The sequence below is a fragment of the Stutzerimonas stutzeri genome (assembly GCF_024448985.1).
Lineage (GTDB): Bacteria > Pseudomonadota > Gammaproteobacteria > Pseudomonadales > Pseudomonadaceae > Stutzerimonas > Stutzerimonas stutzeri_AP.
This window is the reverse complement of the sequence record NZ_JAMOII010000002.1, coordinates 448,353-466,268: the sequence shown is the minus strand read 5'-3', so window position 1 is coordinate 466,268 and position 17,916 is coordinate 448,353. Positions and strand designations below refer to the sequence as shown.

The following is a 17,916-nucleotide window of genomic DNA, read 5'->3' as shown; positions in this document are numbered from 1 at the left end:
CGTGGAACCCGCCAGGCATGCTTGCAACTCGCGCTTACAGCGTGCTCATCAACTTGCGAACCCCCGCAACATGCCGCCGGCTGACCGTCAGTGGTTCGCCTTCGAGGCCCTTGAGAAACAACTGAAAATGGCCAAGCGGGGTGCGCTGCAGACGCTCGATGCGGTCGCGGTATACCAGCGCGTTGCGATGGATACGCACGAAGCGGTCGCCGAATTCGTCTTCCAGTGCCTTGAGCGGTTCGTCCAGCAACACCTCGCCGCCTTCGTGGCGCAGGGTGACGTACTTGTGGTCGGCGATGAAGTAAATTACCCGAGGCAGCGGAATCAGCTCGATACCCTTTCGAGTACGGGCGCTGATGTGGCTGCGCGGCCCGGCGCCGGAGATCGCAGCGGGTCGTGTAAGTGCGGCGAGCTGGACCCGGTTTGGTCGCTCGGCCTTTTTCAGCGCCTCGGCAAGATGCTCAGGGCGCACGGGTTTGACCAGGTAGCCGACCGCGCTGACCTGGAACGCATCCAACGCAAATTCATCATGGGCCGTGCAGAAAATCACGGCAGGGGGCGCATCGCGCTCGCACAGTTTGGCTGCGACCTGAAGTCCATCGAGGCCTGGCATACGGATATCCAGTAACACGACATCAGGACGCAGCTCCTCAATCAGGGACAACGCTTCCTCGCCATTGGCGGCGGAAGGTTCCAGTACACGATAACCGTCAAGATCACCTACCAGTCGGCTGAGGCGCTCGCGGGCTAGAGGTTCGTCATCGACAATCAGAACATTCATATGGATCTGGCTTCCTGCTTTTGTGTCGCACATGGATAGCGTAGACAGGTGTAGTAACGGGCGTTATACCGCTTCACGCTGAGACTCGCTGCGGGACCGAAAAGTGCCGTTAGTCGTGCGTCTATATTGTGCAGAGCCTGCTGCGTGCCCCGTGATGGCTGCGTTTGAGCGCTGTCATCGAACGGGTTACTGACTTCCAAATGAAACATGCCGTCAACATAATTTGCCGTCACGCTGACCATACCGCCGTCGATGCGGGGCTGGATGCCATGGATCAGCGCATTTTCCAGCAGCGGCTGCAGCGTTAGCTGCGGGATGAGCACGTCATCCGGGACACCGTCCACCTGCCACTCGACCTGCAGCCTATCGCCAAGCCTGTAGTGTTCGATCGATAGGTAGCGGCGCGACAGTTCCAGTTCGTCACGCCATGGCACCAGCGTGCCGGGACGCGCCAGACTGGCGCGGAACAGGTCGGACAAATCCAGCACAGCCTGCTCGGCCTTGCCCGGATCGGTCGCCACCAGGCTGGCAATACTGTTCAGGCTGTTGAACAGAAAATGCGGACGGATGCGCGCCTGCAGCGACTCGATGCGCGCCTTGAGCTCGGCCTGCTCCTGCCGCCGCCACTGGCTTTGCAGATAGAAATAGCGCAGCAGCAGCCCCGACATGATCAGGCTGATCAGGGCATGCCGCAGGTACAGATTGACCTCGCCGGCGCGCGTCAGCGGTCCGCCTAGCTGGTAGATATCCGCCACGGCGGTGCAGGCCAGCGTCAGCCCGACCACCATCACGCAACAGGCGAGCCCTGCCGCCCAAGGCGACAGTCGTGCCAGCAATGGCCGGAGCTGGCAGGTCAAGCCGGCCGAAAGCAGCATCACCCATTGCACGAACAACGAGGTCAGCGCCAGACGCATCCAATTGAAGCCAGGCTGCATCGGCTCGGCGAGGACGAACACCAGCACCAGCAGTTCAGCGAGCAGAACCAGACCGAGCAGCGCTTCCGGCTGGCACAGTTCTGGCACGAAGAAATCGTCGACCGGGTCGGCGGAGCGTGGCCGGTCAGGCCTTTTTATCTGCATGGATCGATTTTCCGCGCGGTCGGGATGCAATGAGCAGAGCGGGAACGCAGCCGGCGCCACCGCACCTACGGCGGCATAGTTTATGCGACGCACTACGAACAGGTGCGTGACACGCCTTCGTAACGTGCGTGACATCGAGAAAACGGTCGTCGGCAAAAATTAAAAAGTTGGGCTAAGGTGCCGATAACGGAATCGTGGCACAACAATATCAAAACGCTTAATCACACTGACTGCCCGATGCGGCAGGAGGCCTGAGCCATGTTGCTGTTCTCCTCGTTGCGTAGCCGCTTGCTGCGGCCGGTTTTCCTTACGCTGTTTGCCGCCGTCGTGGTTCAGGTCGTGGTCGCCCTTGCATTGACACACGGCACCATCGGGGCACTCGAGCAGGAGATACGCAAGAACCTGAGCGAGGACGCAGCGCAGCTGCTGGGCGAACTTCAGTCCGCAGACGTTGAAGTGCGCAGCGGATTGCTCAAGCTGTCTGAGCGTATGAAAGACGATCTAGCGCAGGGACTAACGCAACGGCTCACCGATGAACAGATGCAGCTGCAGAACGTCCTGGAGCGCCACCTCAAGCAATCGGGTGACGATTTGGCCATCCTGCTGGCCGGCGTTGCGCCCTCGGCCATCTGGGACAACGACACACCCGCTCTGACTGAATTCGTCAGGATGGCCCACCAAAACCCAGCCGTCGTTTTCGTCGTCTATTTCGACGCGGCTGGCAAACAGCTCACCCGTCATCTGAATCGCAACGACCCGAGGGTCAAGACGCTGCTGGACAAAGGCACTGGCCGAACCGCCTTCGAAAAGATTCTCTCCGCAGCCGAGAACGATCCGTCGCTGTATCTCGCCAAGACCTCCATCAACCCCAAGGGCGCTGAAATCGGCCAGGTCATGCTTGGATTGTCCACTTCGGCCGTTAACACCGAGCTCGCCGCTTTCGACAATCGCTTCCAGACGCTGATCGCGGAAACCTCGAGCATGGTCGAAACAGGCCTCGCCGCCACCGCAACCGAGAGCACCAAGGTGCTGGCGGCGCGCCTGGCTGCCGCCGCCAACGTGGCAGAAACCATTGACGTGAACAGCCAGAAGACCGTGGAACGCTCGGCGACCACGCTGCTGTGGAAAATCAGCCTCGGCCTGGCGGTGACCGGCGCGCTACTGCTGATCGCCATCACGCTGGTGCTGGGCCGTCAGGTATTGCGTCGCCTCAGCTTACTGGTGGCGGCGCTACGAGGGCTGTCGGACGGCCACGGCGATCTCACCCAGCGCGTGGAGATTCACAGCGCGGACGAAGTGGGTGATATGGCCGACGCGGTCAACCTGTTCCTGGCCAAGCTCCAGCCGATTGTCCAGGAAGCTCGCGCTATCGCCGTTCAGACCGGCACTGAAATCGACGCATTGGGTAGCCGCAGCAATGCCGCGGCGGCAGCGGCCGGACGCCAGCGCGACGAGGTCGCCGGCAGCCTGGAAGCGCTTGCGGAAATGACCAGCCGCGCCCAGCAAGAAAGCCAGGCGATGCAGGAAGCCATGGAGCAGGTCGCCTCGATCCGCAAGGCGGCGCTCGACAACGAGGCGATTTCGGATCAAGTCGGCAAAACCATCGAAGCGCTCGGTGAAGGCGTACGGGGCAGCACCGATGTGATCGAGAAACTGGCCAAACAGAGCGAGCAAATCGAAATTGTACTGACGGTTATTCAGGGCATTGCCGAGCAGACCAACCTGCTCGCGCTGAACGCCGCCATCGAAGCGGCCCGCGCTGGCGAGAGCGGGCGTGGCTTTGCCGTCGTCGCCGACGAAGTACGCGCGCTCGCCAGCAAGACCCAGCAATCCACCGGAGATATCCGCGCGCATATCGAAAGCTTGCAACGAGGCGCCCACGACGCCGTCTCGGCAATCAGCAAGACTGGCAAGCAGGCCGACAGCGGCCTGGCCTCGCTTACCACCAGCCGTCAATTGCAACAGGCACTGCAGCGCGCCGTGGCACAGGTGCATGACGCCATGGAAAAGGCGACCCAGGGTGCCGAACGACAAGCCGACACCGCGGCGGATGTGCGCGAGCGCGTGCAGGTGATCATGACCGAAGCCGAGCGATCCGCCGAAGCCGTCACTGCCACTGCGGCCAGTGGCCGAACGTTGGGTAATCTGGCGCAGCGGCTCGAAGCCAGCCTGGGTCAATTCAGAGCCTGATTCGCACCAGACGGGGCAATCACCTGAAGGAGCTTCGGGTGCCCCTTCCCGCAGCGGTTGTCGTGGCGTGAGCGGCGCACGCGATGAGGCGCCGGCCAACCCTGTTATCATCCGCGTTTTTTCCAGCATCCGATTTCAGCGAGCGCATTTCATGAGCACCGACAAGACCAACCAGTCCTGGGGCGGCCGCTTCAGCGAGCCCGTCGACGCCTTCGTCGCCCGATTCACCGCCTCCGTCGAGTTCGACAAGCGCCTCTATCGCCACGACATCATGGGCTCCATTGCCCACGCGACCATGCTGGAAAAAGCCGGCGTGCTGAGCGCCAATGAGCGTGACCAGATCATCGCCAACCTGAAAGACATCCAGGCCGAGATCGAAGCCGGCACTTTCGACTGGCGCGTCGACCTGGAAGACGTGCACATGAACATCGAGGCGCGTCTGACCGACCGCATCGGCGTTACCGGCAAGAAGCTGCATACCGGTCGCTCGCGCAACGACCAGGTCGCTACCGACATCCGCCTGTGGCTCCGCGACGAGATCGACACCATCCTCGCCGAAATCACCCGCCTTCAGCACGGCCTGCTGGGTCTGGCGGAAGCCGAAGCGGACACCATCATGCCAGGCTTCACTCATTTGCAGACCGCGCAACCAGTGACCTTCGGCCATCATTTGCTGGCCTGGTTCGAAATGCTCTCGCGCGACTACGAGCGCCTGGTCGACTGCCGCAAGCGCACCAACCGCATGCCGCTGGGCTCGGCGGCGCTGGCCGGCACCACTTACCCGATCCAGCGGGAGATCACCTGCCAGCTGCTGGGCTTCGAAGCGATCTCCGGCAATTCTCTGGACGGCGTCTCGGACCGTGACTTCGCTATCGAATTCTGTGCCGCCGCCTCGGTGGCCATGATGCACCTGTCGCGTTTCTCCGAAGAGCTGGTGCTCTGGACCAGCGCGCAATTCCAGTTCATCGACCTGCCCGACCGCTTCTGCACCGGCTCCTCGATCATGCCGCAGAAGAAGAACCCCGACGTGCCCGAGTTGGTACGCGGCAAGACCGGCCGCGTATTCGGCGCCCTTGCCGGCCTGCTGGTTCTGATGAAGGGCCAGCCGCTGGCCTACAACAAGGACAATCAGGAAGACAAGGAACCGCTGTTCGACGCCGCCGACACCCTGCGCGACTCGCTCCGCGCCTTCGCCGACATGGTCCCGGCGATCAAACCGAAGCGCGAGATCATGCGCGAGGCGGCGCTGCGCGGCTTCTCCACCGCCACGGATCTTGCCGACTATCTGGTGCGCCGCGGCCTGCCGTTCCGCGACTGCCACGAGATCGTCGGCCATGCGGTGAAGTACGGCGTCGAGTCCGGCAAGGATCTGGCCGAAATGAGCCTGGACGAGCTCCGTCGCTTCAGCGATCAGATCGATGACGACGTCTTCGCCGTGCTGACCCTCGAGGGCTCGGTCAATGCACGCGACCATATCGGCGGCACCGCACCGAATCAGGTGAGAGCAGCGGTGCAGCGCGGGCGGGACCTGCTCGCCTCGCGCTAAGCACATGCTGTTTTCGTAGGAGCGAGCGTGCTCGCGAACGGGCTGTCCGCTGGGCCTTTTCGCGAGCAAGCTCGCTCCTACTCAGATCAGGAAGACAGGAATTCCACATGCCTCTGAACATCCGCCCCGCCACTCGCAATGACGCCACGCTGATCCTGCGCTTCATCACCGAGCTTGCGATTTACGAGAAAGCCGAACACGAGGTGAAGACGGATGTGGCAGGCATTGAGTCCAGCCTCTTCTCGACGAACTCCACAGCCCAAGCATTGATTTGCGAACGCGCCGGTGAGCCGATAGGCTATGCGGTGTTTTTTTTCAATTATTCCACCTGGCTTGGCCGTAACGGGTTGTACCTCGAAGACTTGTATGTCAGCCCCGCAGCGCGCGGCACCGGCGCTGGCAAGGCGCTGCTTCAGCATCTGGCGAAACTCGCAGTAGCAAAAAATTGTGGCCGTTTCGAATGGGCTGTACTGGATTGGAACGAACCGGCAATTCGCTTTTACGAATCGCTGGGTGCCAGGCCGCAGGAAGAGTGGACGACTTATCGCCTGAGCGGCGATGCGCTGTTGGCGCTCGCAAACAGCAACTGACGGAACCTGCGCGCGCTGTATTGGCCTACCGGTAACCTCTCACCCGACAGGTTTATTTCCTGTCGCCAGAACCGGTAAGCCTATGACCGACCTCCGAACACTGCTGCTAAATCAGGACACGCAAGGCGCAGAAGTCTTCGATACGCCCAAAGAGCGCCTGCAGTTCTACCGCTCTGAAATCCACTTCGAGTCGACGTTACTGGCCGAGCGAACCAGCTCCTATCTGTCAGCGCAGTCTTTCTTGATGATCGCTTTTGCCTCGTCAATGGCCAATACCAATCCTGAATGGGGCAGTCTGTTCCGCCTGGTCGTGCCCGCAATCCTGGCGGGACTGGGCCTGCTGACATCTTTCCACGCGATGCCTGGGATCAAATCCAGCTTCGATGTCATAGAACGCTGGCACCAGAAACAGGCCGAACTGCTTCAGCTAGAGGGCCATGCGGGCCTGCTGCCGAACCAGGAGTCGGCATTGTTCGGTGAAGGCAACAGCCCCGTTGGGGGTCATCGCTACAAGCGAACGCTGTTGTTTTCCCTCCGCACGCCGCTGATCTTTGCCTCGGTCTGGGCACTTTTCGGTGCTTTTTGCGTGGTGCTGTATTTCTTCGGCTGATCAGAGCCAATCGCGGAATTTGAACCAGGCGTAGGGAATGATCGCCGATACCACCATCATCACCAGGGCCATCGGGTAGCCAAGCAGCCAGCCGAGCTCAGGCATATGTTCGAAGTTCATGCCATAGACCGTGCCGACCAGCGTCGGTGGCAGGAATAGCACGGCGGCGATGGAGAACACCTTGATGATGCTGCTCTGCTCGATATTGATCAGGCCGAGCGTGGCATCGAGCAAAAAAGCGATGTCGCCCAATAGTCGCGCCTGATGCTCACCCAGCGAGCGCACGTCCCGCTCCAGCGCCTTCAAAACTCCTTTGGCTCCCTGCTTGGTCTCGCCGGCGTGCAGGCGGTAGAAAGCGATCAGGCGAGTCGAGCTGAACAGGCTCTCGCCCAGCCGCGACAGCAGCGAGCGGTGCTGACCAAGCTGCTGAATGATCTGCTGCAGGTCCGTGCGCTGCTCCTTACGTTTATCGAAGACGCAACGCGACAGGGCCTGGAGCGCAACCTGAACGTTTTCCAGCACGTCGGCGATACGGTCGACGATGGCATCGGCCAAGCCAAGAAAAATTTGGTGACTGGTGCCATACACCGATGGCTGCCGTGCACTTTTGGTTTCGAACTGGCGAAACGCACTGAGTTCGGCATAACGCACGGTTACCAGGCAACGCTGGGTCAGGACGAAGGTGACTTCGGCGTTCTCCGGACGGCGGTCGGCAATCCCCATTACCACTGTGGTCGTCATGAAGATGGCGCCTTCCTCATCGTAAAAACGCGAAGAATCCTCAATTTCCGCCAGCTCTTCGCGGGTTGGAATATCCAGGCCCAGCGCCGACTCGACGAAGCGTTCCTCCTGCTGGTCAGGGGAAAGCAGGTCGATCCATAGCACATTGTCAGGGAGCGCCTGCAGATGCTGGGCAGCACGCCGCACCAGCGCGCCGTTTTCAAGACAGTGGAAAATGATCATGACTTGGTCGCGTTCCTCAAAAGTCCATAGTAGGAATAGAGACCGACCCAGGCGAAGCGTTCAGGCGGCATCTGCTGCAGACGCGCAGCTTGCCGGGACACGCCGAAACACGCTATCAAGATGTTCCCTAACGAGAGTTGCTCCATGACCGACACTGCCGACGACGACGAAACATTCGCCGAGGAAACACTGATCCAGGCGATCGAAAATCAGCTGGAAGCCGGCGATCCACCTGCCACTCAGGCCACGCTGAACAAGCTGACCCTAGTCGGCTACGAACGCGAGGAGATACTGAAGATGATGGCACTGGTGCTTGCCGACGAGATTCGGCAAATGCTCGAGCAAGACCGCCCGTTCGACGCCGTCAGGTACGAAACGCAGCTGCGTAATCTGCCCGATCTACCGGATTAACAGCCGAGGGCGGCAAGCTTGCGCACAGCATCTACACTTCGCAGAACGAGGCCGATGTTCACTACTCAAGGAGCAAACATGTCCTTCACGTCCGATGTGATAGCCGAGCTGGAAATCCTTCGCCTGTTCAATCTCGATAACACGCTCGAAGGCCTGAAAGTGCACCACGACGCCGGAAGTGCAGCCGTCACCGCAGCCGAACGCCTGCACGCCAAAGGCCTGACGACCCAGCCTGACGGTGGCTACCTGACTAGCCTCGGCCGCGATGCAGCCGGGCATGTGCAAGGGCTGCTGACCATCCTTTCGCAAACCGCCCCGACGTAACGATGACCTTAAGGCGTGGCGCAAACGCCACGCCTTAAGGTTCGCGGCCAACGGTCGCTCTACCTTCAAGCAACGGTCGCTATGGTTCTTGCCCCCGCAAGCCCGTGTTACCTTCCCGCGCCTAGCGCCTCGATAATCAGGTCCGACAATCTTCGACCTCCCGCACGAACTGCTTGAATGACCCGCCACCTGGAAATCCGCCCCGTTCTCGAAGAGGGTATCGACCGCAAGGTACTCAGTGCGCTGCGCACGCGTTTCCTGACGGTGAATGCCGGTCGCCTGGAGCGCACCCGCCTGGGCATGTCGTCGCGCCAGCAGGCGGTCATCAAGCTGTTGCCACTGCTGTTTCACGTCAACCATCCCATCCTGCCGGGCTACGTATCGGCGCTCACGCCGGCTGGGCTGTCCGGGTTCGAGCCGGATGCCGAGACGCTGGCGGAAGCGCAGCGCCTAAGCCGCTCGTTTTCCTACAAGCCATTGCGCGGCCAGCCGCCGCAGCCGATCCTGGGTCTGTTTCTCATGGGCAGCCTGGGCACGGTCGCGCAGGACGAACAGAGCGATCTGGATGTCTGGGTCTGTCACGACCCGAATCTTTCTGAGCACCAGCGCGACGAGCTACAGCGAAAGTGCGATCAGCTGCGGGGCTGGGCGGCGACCCAGGGCAGCGAGGCGCATTTCTTCCTGGTCGACCCGGTGCGCTTCACGCAGGGCGCACGCGAGGCGAAGCTGACCTCCGATGATTGCGGCACTACCCAGCACTATCTGCTGCTGGACGAGTTCTACCGCACCGCGATCTGGCTTGGCGGTCGCACACCGCTCTGGTGGCTGGTGCCGGACTATGAAGAACATCGGTACGCCGAGTACGTGCACACCCTCCTGGCAAAACGTTTCGTACGCAGCGACGAGGTGCTGGACCTTGGCAGTCTCGCCAGCATTCCGCCAGGCGAGTATCTGGGCGCCGGCTTGTGGCAGCTGTACAAGGCCATCGAGTCGCCGTACAAGTCGCTGTTCAAGTTGCTGCTGGTGGAGGCCTATGCCAGCGACTATCCGCAGCTGCGCTGCCTGAGCCTGGACTTCAAACAGGCGGTCTATGCCAACCGCCTGGAGCTGGACGATCTGGACCCCTATATCGTCGCCTACCGCCGGGTCGAAGCTTATCTCGCGGGCCGCGGCGACATGGAGCGCCTGGCCCTGTTGCGGCGCTGCTTGTATCTAAAGATCAATCAGCCATTGAGCCGTCCGCCGATCAACCGCACCCGGAGCTGGAAGCGCCGCCTGCTCGAACGCCTCACGCATGACTGGGGTTGGGACGAGCGTCAGTTCGCCCTGCTCGATCGCCGCGCCCAGTGGAAGACGCGGCAGGTCGATCAGGAGCGACGTGCCCTGTTCAACGAATTGACCTACGGCTATCGCTTTCTGAGTGAATTCGCCAAGCGTCTGCAGATCAGCAGCAGCATCAACGGGCGTGATTTCGCCGTGCTGGGCCGGCGGCTGCACGCCGCCATCGAACGTAAGGCGGGAAAGATCGAGGCGATCAACATGGGCATCTCGCCGGACATGGCCGAGCACAGCCTGACGCTGGCGCAAGGCTATGACGCTGCCGGCGATATTTCCTGGGCGCTCTATGAAGGCTGTCTGAGCGTTCGGGAAGTAGAGAATTTCTCGCCCCTGAAGCGTTCGCGAGATCTGATACCGCTGCTCGGCTGGTGTCATCGCAACGGCATCGTCGACACCGCTACCCACGTCGCGCTGCACCCGGGCGACAGCGGGTTGATCGAGGCGGAGCTGTTCTCGCTGCTGACCAACCTGCGCCAGGCGTTTCCCATGCCGCTGCCCACGGTGGCCGAGCAGGCCTTGCTGACAACGGCCGTGCCGACCCAGGTCCTGCTGCTGGTGAATATCGGACTCGACCCGTTCCGCAGCGAACACTCTCCCGACGAGCGCAACGATCCGCTCGGCTATGGTGGGGCGCGCGAGAATCTGGTCCTGAGCATCGACCAACTCAGCCTGAACAGCTGGAACGAGCTGATCGCCAATCGCTATGAGGGCGCTTCAGCTCTGCCCGATTGCTTGCGCGACTATCTCGACGCCCTACCCGCGAACGGCGCCCGCCCCAGCTTGCAGGTGCGCTGCGTTGGCAGCCATTCCGGGCTGGCCATTGCGCGGCGGATGGAGGCGCTGTTCCGCGACGCTCAGACCGCCCTCGACGAAGCGAGCGACAATCGCTACCTGCTGCAGATCCGTCAACATTTTCACATGCTCGACCTGACCGCTGGCAATGTCCGCCATACCAAACTGAACGATCTACGCACCCTGATCGAACACCTCGGCGAAGCACACCATCGGGACCGCCCGGTGCGGGTGGATCGGCAGGCGCTGGAGGGCCAGGATCTGCCGCTTATCCTGGCCCAGGCCAGAGCGCAGTGTTTGCAGGTGTTCTATCGCGTCCAGGGTGCGACGGCGGAGCTGACGGTATTAGACGAGTTCAATGCTTTATGGCGCCAACAGGTCGCGTACCGAGACGAACAGAGCCTGCTGACCCCGCTGCTGCGCTTCCTGAAATCGATAAGCTACCGCCGCACAACGCTGCTACCGTTCGAGGAGAGCCATCTAGCGGCCATGGACATTCTGATCTACCGGCTGCAGCAGCCCTCGCCGGCCACTCCGTTAGCCATCGAACGCAGGGCAGCGCCCCGCGAGGAAGCTAGCGATCCTCTCCACGACATCCAGGCAATCATCGAGCCCAACGAGCGGGGCCGCTCGCAGGTCACGCTGTATTGCAATCATCAGGAGTTTTCCAGCCTGGAATACGGTGCCGAACTGTTCGCCGCGGTGGCCCGCTATATTCTCGGGCAGCGTAGCGCCGCCGAGCGTTATCCTTGCTACATCACTGATCTGGATCTATCTGGCCTGCACGGCGAAGGGCGAACCCAGACCGTGCAGCACCTGCGCTACAAGGCGCAGCTTGAGGCGGCAATCAATCAAGCACTGATCTCGGTCTGACCGGCGCGTGGCGCGAAGCGCTTTATAGACTCACGTCACCGGCGGCTTCCGGCTGGTACTCGACAGCCAGCAGAGTGAGCTTGAGGAGCTTGCCGCCGGGCGTCGGCCAATCGATATGCTGCCCGACGCTCAAGCCCAACAAGGCGGTGCCTACTGGTGCCAACACCGAAACGGTGCCTTCCTTGCCAGCGTCCTGCGGGAAAACCAACGTCAGGTGGTAATCCTTGCCACTGCCCTCTTCGCGGCAATGAACACGAGAGTTCATCGACACTACGCCAGCGGGCAACTCGCTACGCTCGACCACCTGCGCACGCGACAACTCCTCATCGAGCGCTTCGGCGGCCGGACCGTAGTCAGACAGGCTGTTGAGCAGCCGCTCGAGCCGCTGCAGATCGGTTTGGGTGATGATGATAGGCGGTGCGCTGGACATGGTGCCGGGTAAACTCCTGTAAAAAGTAAAGGGGTAAAAAAGCAAAACCCCGCCCGAAGGCGGGGTTTTTTTAACCGGAAGTCGACCCTAACACAGCCGATTAAATAAGCAAGAGCCCAGATCGAGGCTCATCGCGGCGACCCGATTCGTTCAGCGTGATGCCTCAAAGCTCTTCGAATTCCAGTGCCTCGCCACCCTGCTCCTGCGTGACCCGCGTCAACAGTTCACCGAGGCGTTCGTCGTTGGCGTCACAGATCCACAGCGAGGCGGCTTCGTCATAATCGAAGTGAAAACCACCTGAGCGCGCGGCCACCCATAGCTGACGCAACGGCGGCTGACGGCTGAAGATGAGTTGCGTGCCGTTCTCGAAACGTACGGTGAGAACGCCACCGGAATTTTCCAGATCGACATCCATGCCGCTGTGATCGAAAACATCCTCGATTTCTTCCTGCGCGGCGTCGACGAGATCGTGAAAGCGGGCTTCGCTCAAACTCATGAATCGTTTCCTCGGTACGGGTTGTACGGTGGCATAGCGGCCACCAACGATGCCGGCGAGCTTAGCAGGCGACCACCGCGTCTAGCGAGCGGCTAGCAGCGACGCTTACCGCCGAGCGCGGCCCACATAGGCAATCCGGTGGGTGCTGGGTATACTCCGGCCCATCGATTTTTCTAGGATTGCACCCCCATGAAGCGTCTGTTGCTTCCATTCATCGCACTCGCGGTTCTCGCCTCCGCGCTCAACGGTTGCGGCCAGAAAGGCCCGCTGTATCTACCGGACGACGACGCAACCGTCAAAGAGCGCTCCAAAGACCGATTCGAACTGTAAGGAGGCATCACCATGGAGGCCTTCTCGTACCGCGACGGTCAACTCTTCGCGGAGGGCGTGGCGCTGCCCGCTCTCGCGCAACGCTTCGGCACCCCCACCTATGTCTACTCGCGCGCCCATATCGAGGCTCAGTACCACGCCTATGCCGATGCGCTGAGCGGCATGCCGCATCTGGTCTGCTTCGCGGTCAAGGCGAACTCGAACCTTGGCGTGCTGAACGTATTGGCCCGGCTCGGCGCTGGCTTCGATATCGTTTCGCGCGGTGAACTGGAGCGCGTGCTGGCCGCTGGCGGGCAGCCTGAGCGCATCGTCTTCTCCGGCGTCGGCAAGACCCGCGACGACATGCGCCGCGCGCTGGAAGTCGGCGTGCACTGCTTCAACGTCGAGTCCACCGAAGAGCTCGAACGCTTGCAACTGGTCGCAGCCGAACTCGGTGTGACGGCACCGGTATCGCTGCGGGTCAATCCCGATGTGGACGCCGGCACCCACCCGTACATCTCCACCGGTCTCAAGGAAAACAAATTCGGCATTGCCATCGCCGATGCCGAAGCGGTCTATGCGCGGGCTCACGAGCTCAGCAACCTGGACGTCGTCGGTGTCGATTGCCACATCGGCTCCCAGCTCACCAGCCTGCCGCCCTTCCTTGACGCACTGGACCGCCTGCTGGCGCTGATCGATCGCCTCGCGGTAGCCGGCATCCGTATTCGCCACCTGGATCTGGGTGGCGGCCTCGGTGTTCGCTACCGTGACGAGCAACCGCCGCTGGCTGGTGATTACATTAAGGCTGTGCGCCAGCGTATCGAGGGGCGCGACCTGGCACTGGTGTTCGAGCCGGGCCGCTCCATCGTCGCCAACGCCGGTCTGCTGCTGACCCGCGTGGAATACCTCAAGCACACCGAGCACAAGGATTTCGCCATCGTCGACGCGGCGATGAACGACCTGATCCGCCCGGCGTTGTATCAGGCCTGGATGGACGTGGTGGCGGTGCAGCCGCGCGAAGGTCAGCCCCGCCACTACGATATTGTCGGCCCGATCTGCGAAACCGGCGATTTTCTCGCCAAGGAACGCCCGCTGACCTTGGCCGAGGGTGATCTGTTGGCTGTTCGTTCGGCCGGCGCCTACGGTTTCGTCATGAGTTCCAACTACAACACCCGTGGCCGCGCCGCCGAGGTGCTGGTGGACGGCGACCAAGCCTACGAAGTGCGCCGCCGCGAAAGCGTGCAGGAGCTCTACGCCGGCGAAAGCCTGCTGCCTGCCTGAGGCCACGACGATGCTTTTGCGTTTTACCAAGATGCACGGCCTGGGCAACGACTTCATGGTCATCGACCTGATCAGCCAGCACGCGCATATCCAGCCCAAGCACGCCAAGCAATGGGGCGATCGGCATACCGGCATCGGTTTCGATCAGCTGCTGCTAGTCGAGCCGCCGCACAATCCCGATGTGGATTTCCGCTATCGCATCTTCAATTCAGACGGTTCCGAAGTGGAGCAGTGCGGCAACGGTGCGCGCTGCTTCGCCCGTTTCGTGCTGGACAAGCGCTTGACCACGAAGCGCCGGATTCGCGTCGAGACCAAGGGCGGGACTATCGAACTGGATATCCGTCCCGACGGGCAGATTAGCGTCGACATGGGCCCGCCACGGCTGGTCCCGGCCGACATTCCGTTCCAGGCCGACGGTGAAGCGCTGAGCTATCCGCTGGACGTCGATGGACAGCAGCTTCAAATCGCCGCGGTGTCCATGGGCAATCCGCATTCCGTGCTGCGTGTGGACGACATCGACAGCGCGCCGGTGCATGAGCTCGGGCCAAAAATCGAGCATCACCCGCGCTTTCCACAGCGGGTCAACGCCGGCTTTATGCAAGTTATCGATCGCCAGCACGCCAAACTGCGCGTATGGGAACGCGGCGCGGGTGAGACCCAGGCCTGCGGCACTGGCGCCTGTGCCGCCGCAGTCGCTGCGATTGGGCAGGGCTGGATGGATTCTCCGGTGCAGATCGACCTGCCAGGTGGCCGTCTGTCTATCGAATGGGCAGGCCCAGGTCAGCCCGTTATGATGACCGGCCCCGCCGTTCGCGTTTTCGAAGGACAGGTTCGCCTATGACCGAGCAAAACCAGGATAAGCCGCAACTGCCAGACGCCGAAGCCGTCGCGGCTTATCTGAGTGCTCATCCAGAATTTTTCGTCGACCATGATGAATTGATCCCCGAGCTGCGCATTCCGCATCTGCCGGGTGGCGCGGTGTCGCTGGTCGAGCGGCAGGTGAAGCTGCTGCGCGAACGCAACATCGAGATGCGCCATCGTCTCTCGCAGCTGATGGACGTGGCCCGCGACAACGACAGATTGTTCGACAAGACCCGCCGACTAGTGCTCGACCTGCTGGACGCCAACAGCCTGGAAGAGGTCATCGGCGCAGTGGACGAAAGCCTTCGGCACGAATTCCAGGTGCCCTATGTCAGCCTGATCCTGTTCAGCGAAGCGCCCTTACCAGTCGGTCGCAGCGTGACGAGCGCCGAAGCACAACAAGCCATCGGCGGTTTGCTCGGCGGCGGCAAGACCATTTGCGGCGTACTGCGCCCGCATGAGCTGGTGTTTCTGTTCGGCGAAGAGGAAAGCAGCGAGATCGGCTCGGCGGCGGTCGTCACACTCAACCAGCAGCAAGGCATTCTGGCGATCGGGAGCAAGGACCCGCAGCACTACAAGAGTTCGCTGGGCACGCTTTTCCTCAGTTACATCGCCGAGGTGCTGACTCGAGTACTGCCGCATTACTCTGCGCCGCTGCGATCGGTACGCTAAAAAGGTGCAAGCTGGAAGCCAATGCGCGGCCCACGAGCGATTCGCGTCTAGCTTTCAGCTTCAAGCTTATGGCTGCCTCATATCGAAGTGAGCTCTGATGCAAACCGATCTCGACGCTTATTTCCAACATCTGCGCAGCGAGCGGCACGTGTCGCCGCATACGCTGGATGCTTACCGGCGCGACCTGATCAAAGTGATGGACTACTGCCAGAAACAGCAGTTTGGGCAGTGGTCCGAGCTGAAAAGCGCCCACGTTCGCCAATTGATTGCCGAACAGCATCGCCAGGGTCAATCCAGCCGCAGCCTGGCACGCCTGCTCTCATCACTGCGCGGCCTGTATCGCTACCTCAATCAAGAAGGACGCTGCGCCCACGACCCGGCCGCCGGCATCTCCGCGCCCAAGGGCGAGAAACGCTTGCCACGACTACTCGACACCGACCGGGCGATGCAGCTACTCGATGGTGGCATCGAGGACGATTTCATCGGCCATCGCGATCAGGCCATGCTTGAGTTGTTCTATTCATCCGGTCTGCGCCTGGCCGAACTGGTTGGCCTGGATATCGATCAGCTCGACGTCCCCGCAGGACTGGTCCACGTCCATGGCAAAGGCAACAAAGATCGCGTGCTCCCTATCGGACGCAAGGCGCGCGAAGCGCTGCAAGCCTGGCTGCCGCTGCGGGCGCTGAGCAATCCGCCCGATGGTGCGGTATTCGTCAGCCAGCAGGGCCGCCGCCTCGGTGCGCGTGCGGTGCAATTGCGGGTGCGCCAGGCCGGTGTGCGCGAGCTCGGCCAGCACCTGCACCCGCACATGCTCAGGCACAGTTTTGCCAGCCATATGCTCGAATCGTCGCAAGACCTGCGCTCCGTACAGGAATTGCTCGGCCATGCCGACATCGGCACCACGCAGATCTATACCCACTTGGATTTTCAGCATTTGGCCAAGGTCTATGACCAGGCGCACCCGCGTGCCAAACGTAAGCAGGACAGTGACCCATGAGCATTCAGCTGATCACCTTCGACCTCGATGACACGCTGTGGGATGTAGGCCCGGTCATTCAGAGCGCCGAAATTCGCTTGCGAGATTGGCTCGGCCAATACGCGCCGCGCCTGGGGGACTTTCCTGTCGAGTCGCTGGCCGCGCTCCGTCGCATGCTGGTCGAGTCCGAGCCAGGCCTGAAGCACCGCATCAGCGAACTGCGCCGGCGCATCCTCTTCCATGCGCTGCATGACGCCGGCTATCCGAGTGGTGAAGCGCAAGACATTGCCGACCAGGCATTCGAGGTTTTTCTCGAAGCCCGCCATGCCATTGATCTCTTTCCCGATGTGCACCCGACGCTGGAGTGCCTGGCCAACCAATACACACTCGGCGTGCTGACCAATGGCAACGCCGATGTCCGTCGCCTGGGCCTCGCCGATTATTTCCAGTTCACCCTTTGTGCCGAAGAACTGGGCATCGGCAAGCCGGACCCGCGGCCTTTCCAGGAAGCGCTCGGCCGCGCGGGGGTGAGCGCCGAGCACGCGGTGCATATCGGTGATCATCCTGATGACGACATCGGTGGCGCGCAGCGGGCCGGCGTTCGCGCCATCTGGTTCAATCCTGCCGGAACGCCGTGGCAGCATGACGGCCAGCCAGACGCGGTGATCCGCAGTCTCGCAGAGCTCCCGACGTTGCTGGCCGGTTGGCAATAGGGTTTCAACGAATCGCAAATACGACAAAGCCCAACACGGTCGGTGTTGGGCTTCGCTATGATCAGCCGGAACGAACAGGGCGGATAAAGGCGCTTTCCGGCTTAGATAGGCCGGCTGCCGTACTTGCTGTCAGGCTTTTTCGGCGGATCGGCGACTACGTTCGGTTCGACTTCCTGCACGCGCCCGCCACGGGCGAGAAACTCTTCCATCGCACGTGCCAGCTCGTCACGTTCGCGCTGCTTGGCTTCCAGGCTTGGCATTTCCTCGACGACCACCGTCTTGGCCTTGGCCTTCTTGGTCGTCGGGGTGGCGCGCTCACTGTCAGTCCCCTCGTCGTCAGCGTCGTCGCCATCATCAGCGGCGGCTAACTCCTCGCCTTCCTCCTCGTCGTTAACGTCCAGATCGTCTTGTTCTAATTCTTCGTCGCTCATGTTCAACCTCGTACCTTGCCAAAGCGGAAGTTTAAGGGTCTGTTCCCGTTTCGCTGCGAGCCGCGTTGCTGCGCCAAATCTCGCCAGGCAAGGCGCGGGACGCAGGTAATGGTCGCTCCCTTGCCAAGTCCCGCAACGCCGCATGGCGAGATTTGCCGCGCAACCCGTAGGGACGGGCCGTCGCGGCCGCGACGAAACGGGAACAGACCCTACACCAGCGATGTGCTTTGTTCGCCATCGCCAAAAAAAA

18 protein-coding genes and 1 pseudogene are annotated in these 17,916 nt (G+C 61.6%); 13 read left to right on the top strand and 6 right to left on the bottom strand.

Annotation, left to right across the window (positions count from 1 at the left end; genetic code table 11):
* Positions 1–34: 34 nt before the first annotated feature.
* Both NA647_RS04985 and NA647_RS04980 read right to left on the bottom strand, forming a co-directional pair.
* Complete coding sequence (locus tag NA647_RS04985) at positions 35–781, bottom strand: LytR/AlgR family response regulator transcription factor (RefSeq protein ID WP_256056676.1); 747 nt, start codon at positions 779–781, stop codon at positions 35–37.
* Positions 778–1,860: a sensor histidine kinase gene (locus NA647_RS04980; RefSeq protein ID WP_256056675.1), complete on the bottom strand. Its 1,083-nt coding sequence runs from the start codon at positions 1,858–1,860 to the stop codon at positions 778–780. Before NA647_RS04980 ends, NA647_RS04985 begins: the two co-directional genes overlap by 4 nt.
* A 258-nt stretch (positions 1,861–2,118) precedes the next feature.
* On the opposite strand from NA647_RS04980, the gene NA647_RS04975 reads away from it, so the two are divergent.
* The 4 genes from NA647_RS04975 (at position 2,119) to NA647_RS04960 (ending at position 6,796) form a co-directional block, all read left to right on the top strand.
* On the top strand, positions 2,119–4,050 hold the full coding sequence (locus tag NA647_RS04975) for a methyl-accepting chemotaxis protein (RefSeq protein ID WP_256056674.1): 1,932 nt from the start codon (positions 2,119–2,121) through the stop codon (positions 4,048–4,050).
* A gap of 151 nt (positions 4,051–4,201) precedes the next feature.
* Positions 4,202–5,596 carry an argininosuccinate lyase gene (argH, locus tag NA647_RS04970; protein WP_256056673.1) on the top strand — a complete coding sequence of 465 codons (1,395 nt, stop codon included), beginning with the start codon at positions 4,202–4,204 and terminating at the stop codon, positions 5,594–5,596.
* A gap of 107 nt (positions 5,597–5,703) precedes the next feature.
* A complete protein-coding gene (locus NA647_RS04965; RefSeq protein WP_256056672.1) occupies positions 5,704–6,186 on the top strand; it encodes a GNAT family N-acetyltransferase in 483 nt (160 codons plus the stop codon).
* 82 nt (positions 6,187–6,268) lie between these two features.
* Positions 6,269–6,796: a hypothetical protein gene (locus NA647_RS04960; protein WP_256047756.1), complete on the top strand. Its 528-nt coding sequence runs from the start codon at positions 6,269–6,271 to the stop codon at positions 6,794–6,796.
* Here NA647_RS04960 and NA647_RS04955 read toward each other — a convergent pair whose 3' ends face one another.
* On the bottom strand, positions 6,797–7,759 hold the full coding sequence (locus tag NA647_RS04955; protein WP_256056671.1) for a magnesium transporter CorA family protein: 963 nt from the start codon (positions 7,757–7,759) through the stop codon (positions 6,797–6,799).
* Positions 7,760–7,909: 150 nt separating this feature from the next.
* Between NA647_RS04955 and NA647_RS04950 the strand changes: the two are divergent.
* From NA647_RS04950 to NA647_RS04940, 3 genes and pseudogenes are all read left to right on the top strand, one after another.
* Positions 7,910–8,170: pseudogene (locus NA647_RS04950) on the top strand (hypothetical protein); the annotation flags it as partial.
* Positions 8,171–8,248: 78 nt separating this feature from the next.
* The gene (locus tag NA647_RS04945) at positions 8,249–8,494 is read left to right on the top strand and encodes a TIGR02647 family protein (RefSeq protein ID WP_256056670.1); all 246 of its coding nucleotides are present in this window, start codon (positions 8,249–8,251) and stop codon (positions 8,492–8,494) included.
* Between the two features lie 177 nt (positions 8,495–8,671).
* Positions 8,672–11,497, top strand: coding sequence for a class I adenylate cyclase (locus tag NA647_RS04940; RefSeq protein WP_256056669.1), 2,826 nt, complete (start codon positions 8,672–8,674; stop codon positions 11,495–11,497).
* Between the two features lie 22 nt (positions 11,498–11,519).
* On the opposite strand, the gene rnk is transcribed toward NA647_RS04940, so the two are convergent.
* Both rnk and cyaY read right to left on the bottom strand, forming a co-directional pair.
* Entirely contained in the window at positions 11,520–11,927 is a 408-nt protein-coding gene (gene rnk, locus NA647_RS04935; RefSeq protein ID WP_256056668.1) for a nucleoside diphosphate kinase regulator, read from the bottom strand.
* Between the two features lie 163 nt (positions 11,928–12,090).
* Positions 12,091–12,423 carry an iron donor protein CyaY gene (gene cyaY, locus NA647_RS04930; protein ID WP_131651746.1) on the bottom strand — a complete coding sequence of 111 codons (333 nt, stop codon included), beginning with the start codon at positions 12,421–12,423 and terminating at the stop codon, positions 12,091–12,093.
* Positions 12,424–12,612: 189 nt separating this feature from the next.
* Here cyaY and lptM point away from each other — a divergent pair, with 189 nt between their 5' ends.
* The 6 genes from lptM to NA647_RS04900 all read left to right on the top strand — a co-directional run bounded on the left by lptM (position 12,613) and on the right by NA647_RS04900 (position 17,235).
* Positions 12,613–12,753 carry an LPS translocon maturation chaperone LptM gene (gene lptM, locus NA647_RS04925; protein WP_256056667.1) on the top strand — a complete coding sequence of 47 codons (141 nt, stop codon included), beginning with the start codon at positions 12,613–12,615 and terminating at the stop codon, positions 12,751–12,753.
* Positions 12,754–12,765: 12 nt separating this feature from the next.
* The gene (lysA, locus tag NA647_RS04920; protein WP_256056666.1) at positions 12,766–14,013 is read left to right on the top strand and encodes a diaminopimelate decarboxylase; all 1,248 of its coding nucleotides are present in this window, start codon (positions 12,766–12,768) and stop codon (positions 14,011–14,013) included.
* Positions 14,014–14,023: 10 nt separating this feature from the next.
* Complete coding sequence (gene dapF, locus NA647_RS04915) at positions 14,024–14,854, top strand: diaminopimelate epimerase (RefSeq protein ID WP_256056665.1); 831 nt, start codon at positions 14,024–14,026, stop codon at positions 14,852–14,854.
* On the top strand, positions 14,851–15,546 hold the full coding sequence (locus tag NA647_RS04910; RefSeq protein ID WP_256056664.1) for a DUF484 family protein: 696 nt from the start codon (positions 14,851–14,853) through the stop codon (positions 15,544–15,546). The genes dapF and NA647_RS04910 overlap by 4 nt, the downstream gene beginning before the upstream one ends.
* 97 nt (positions 15,547–15,643) lie before the next feature.
* Positions 15,644–16,543: a tyrosine recombinase XerC gene (gene xerC, locus NA647_RS04905; RefSeq protein WP_256056663.1), complete on the top strand. Its 900-nt coding sequence runs from the start codon at positions 15,644–15,646 to the stop codon at positions 16,541–16,543.
* Positions 16,540–17,235, top strand: coding sequence for an HAD family hydrolase (locus tag NA647_RS04900; protein ID WP_256056662.1), 696 nt, complete (start codon positions 16,540–16,542; stop codon positions 17,233–17,235). The genes xerC and NA647_RS04900 overlap by 4 nt, the downstream gene beginning before the upstream one ends.
* 101 nt (positions 17,236–17,336) lie before the next feature.
* On the opposite strand, the gene sutA is transcribed toward NA647_RS04900, so the two are convergent.
* On the bottom strand, positions 17,337–17,666 hold the full coding sequence (sutA, locus tag NA647_RS04895; protein WP_256056661.1) for a transcriptional regulator SutA: 330 nt from the start codon (positions 17,664–17,666) through the stop codon (positions 17,337–17,339).
* Positions 17,667–17,916 lie beyond the last annotated feature (250 nt).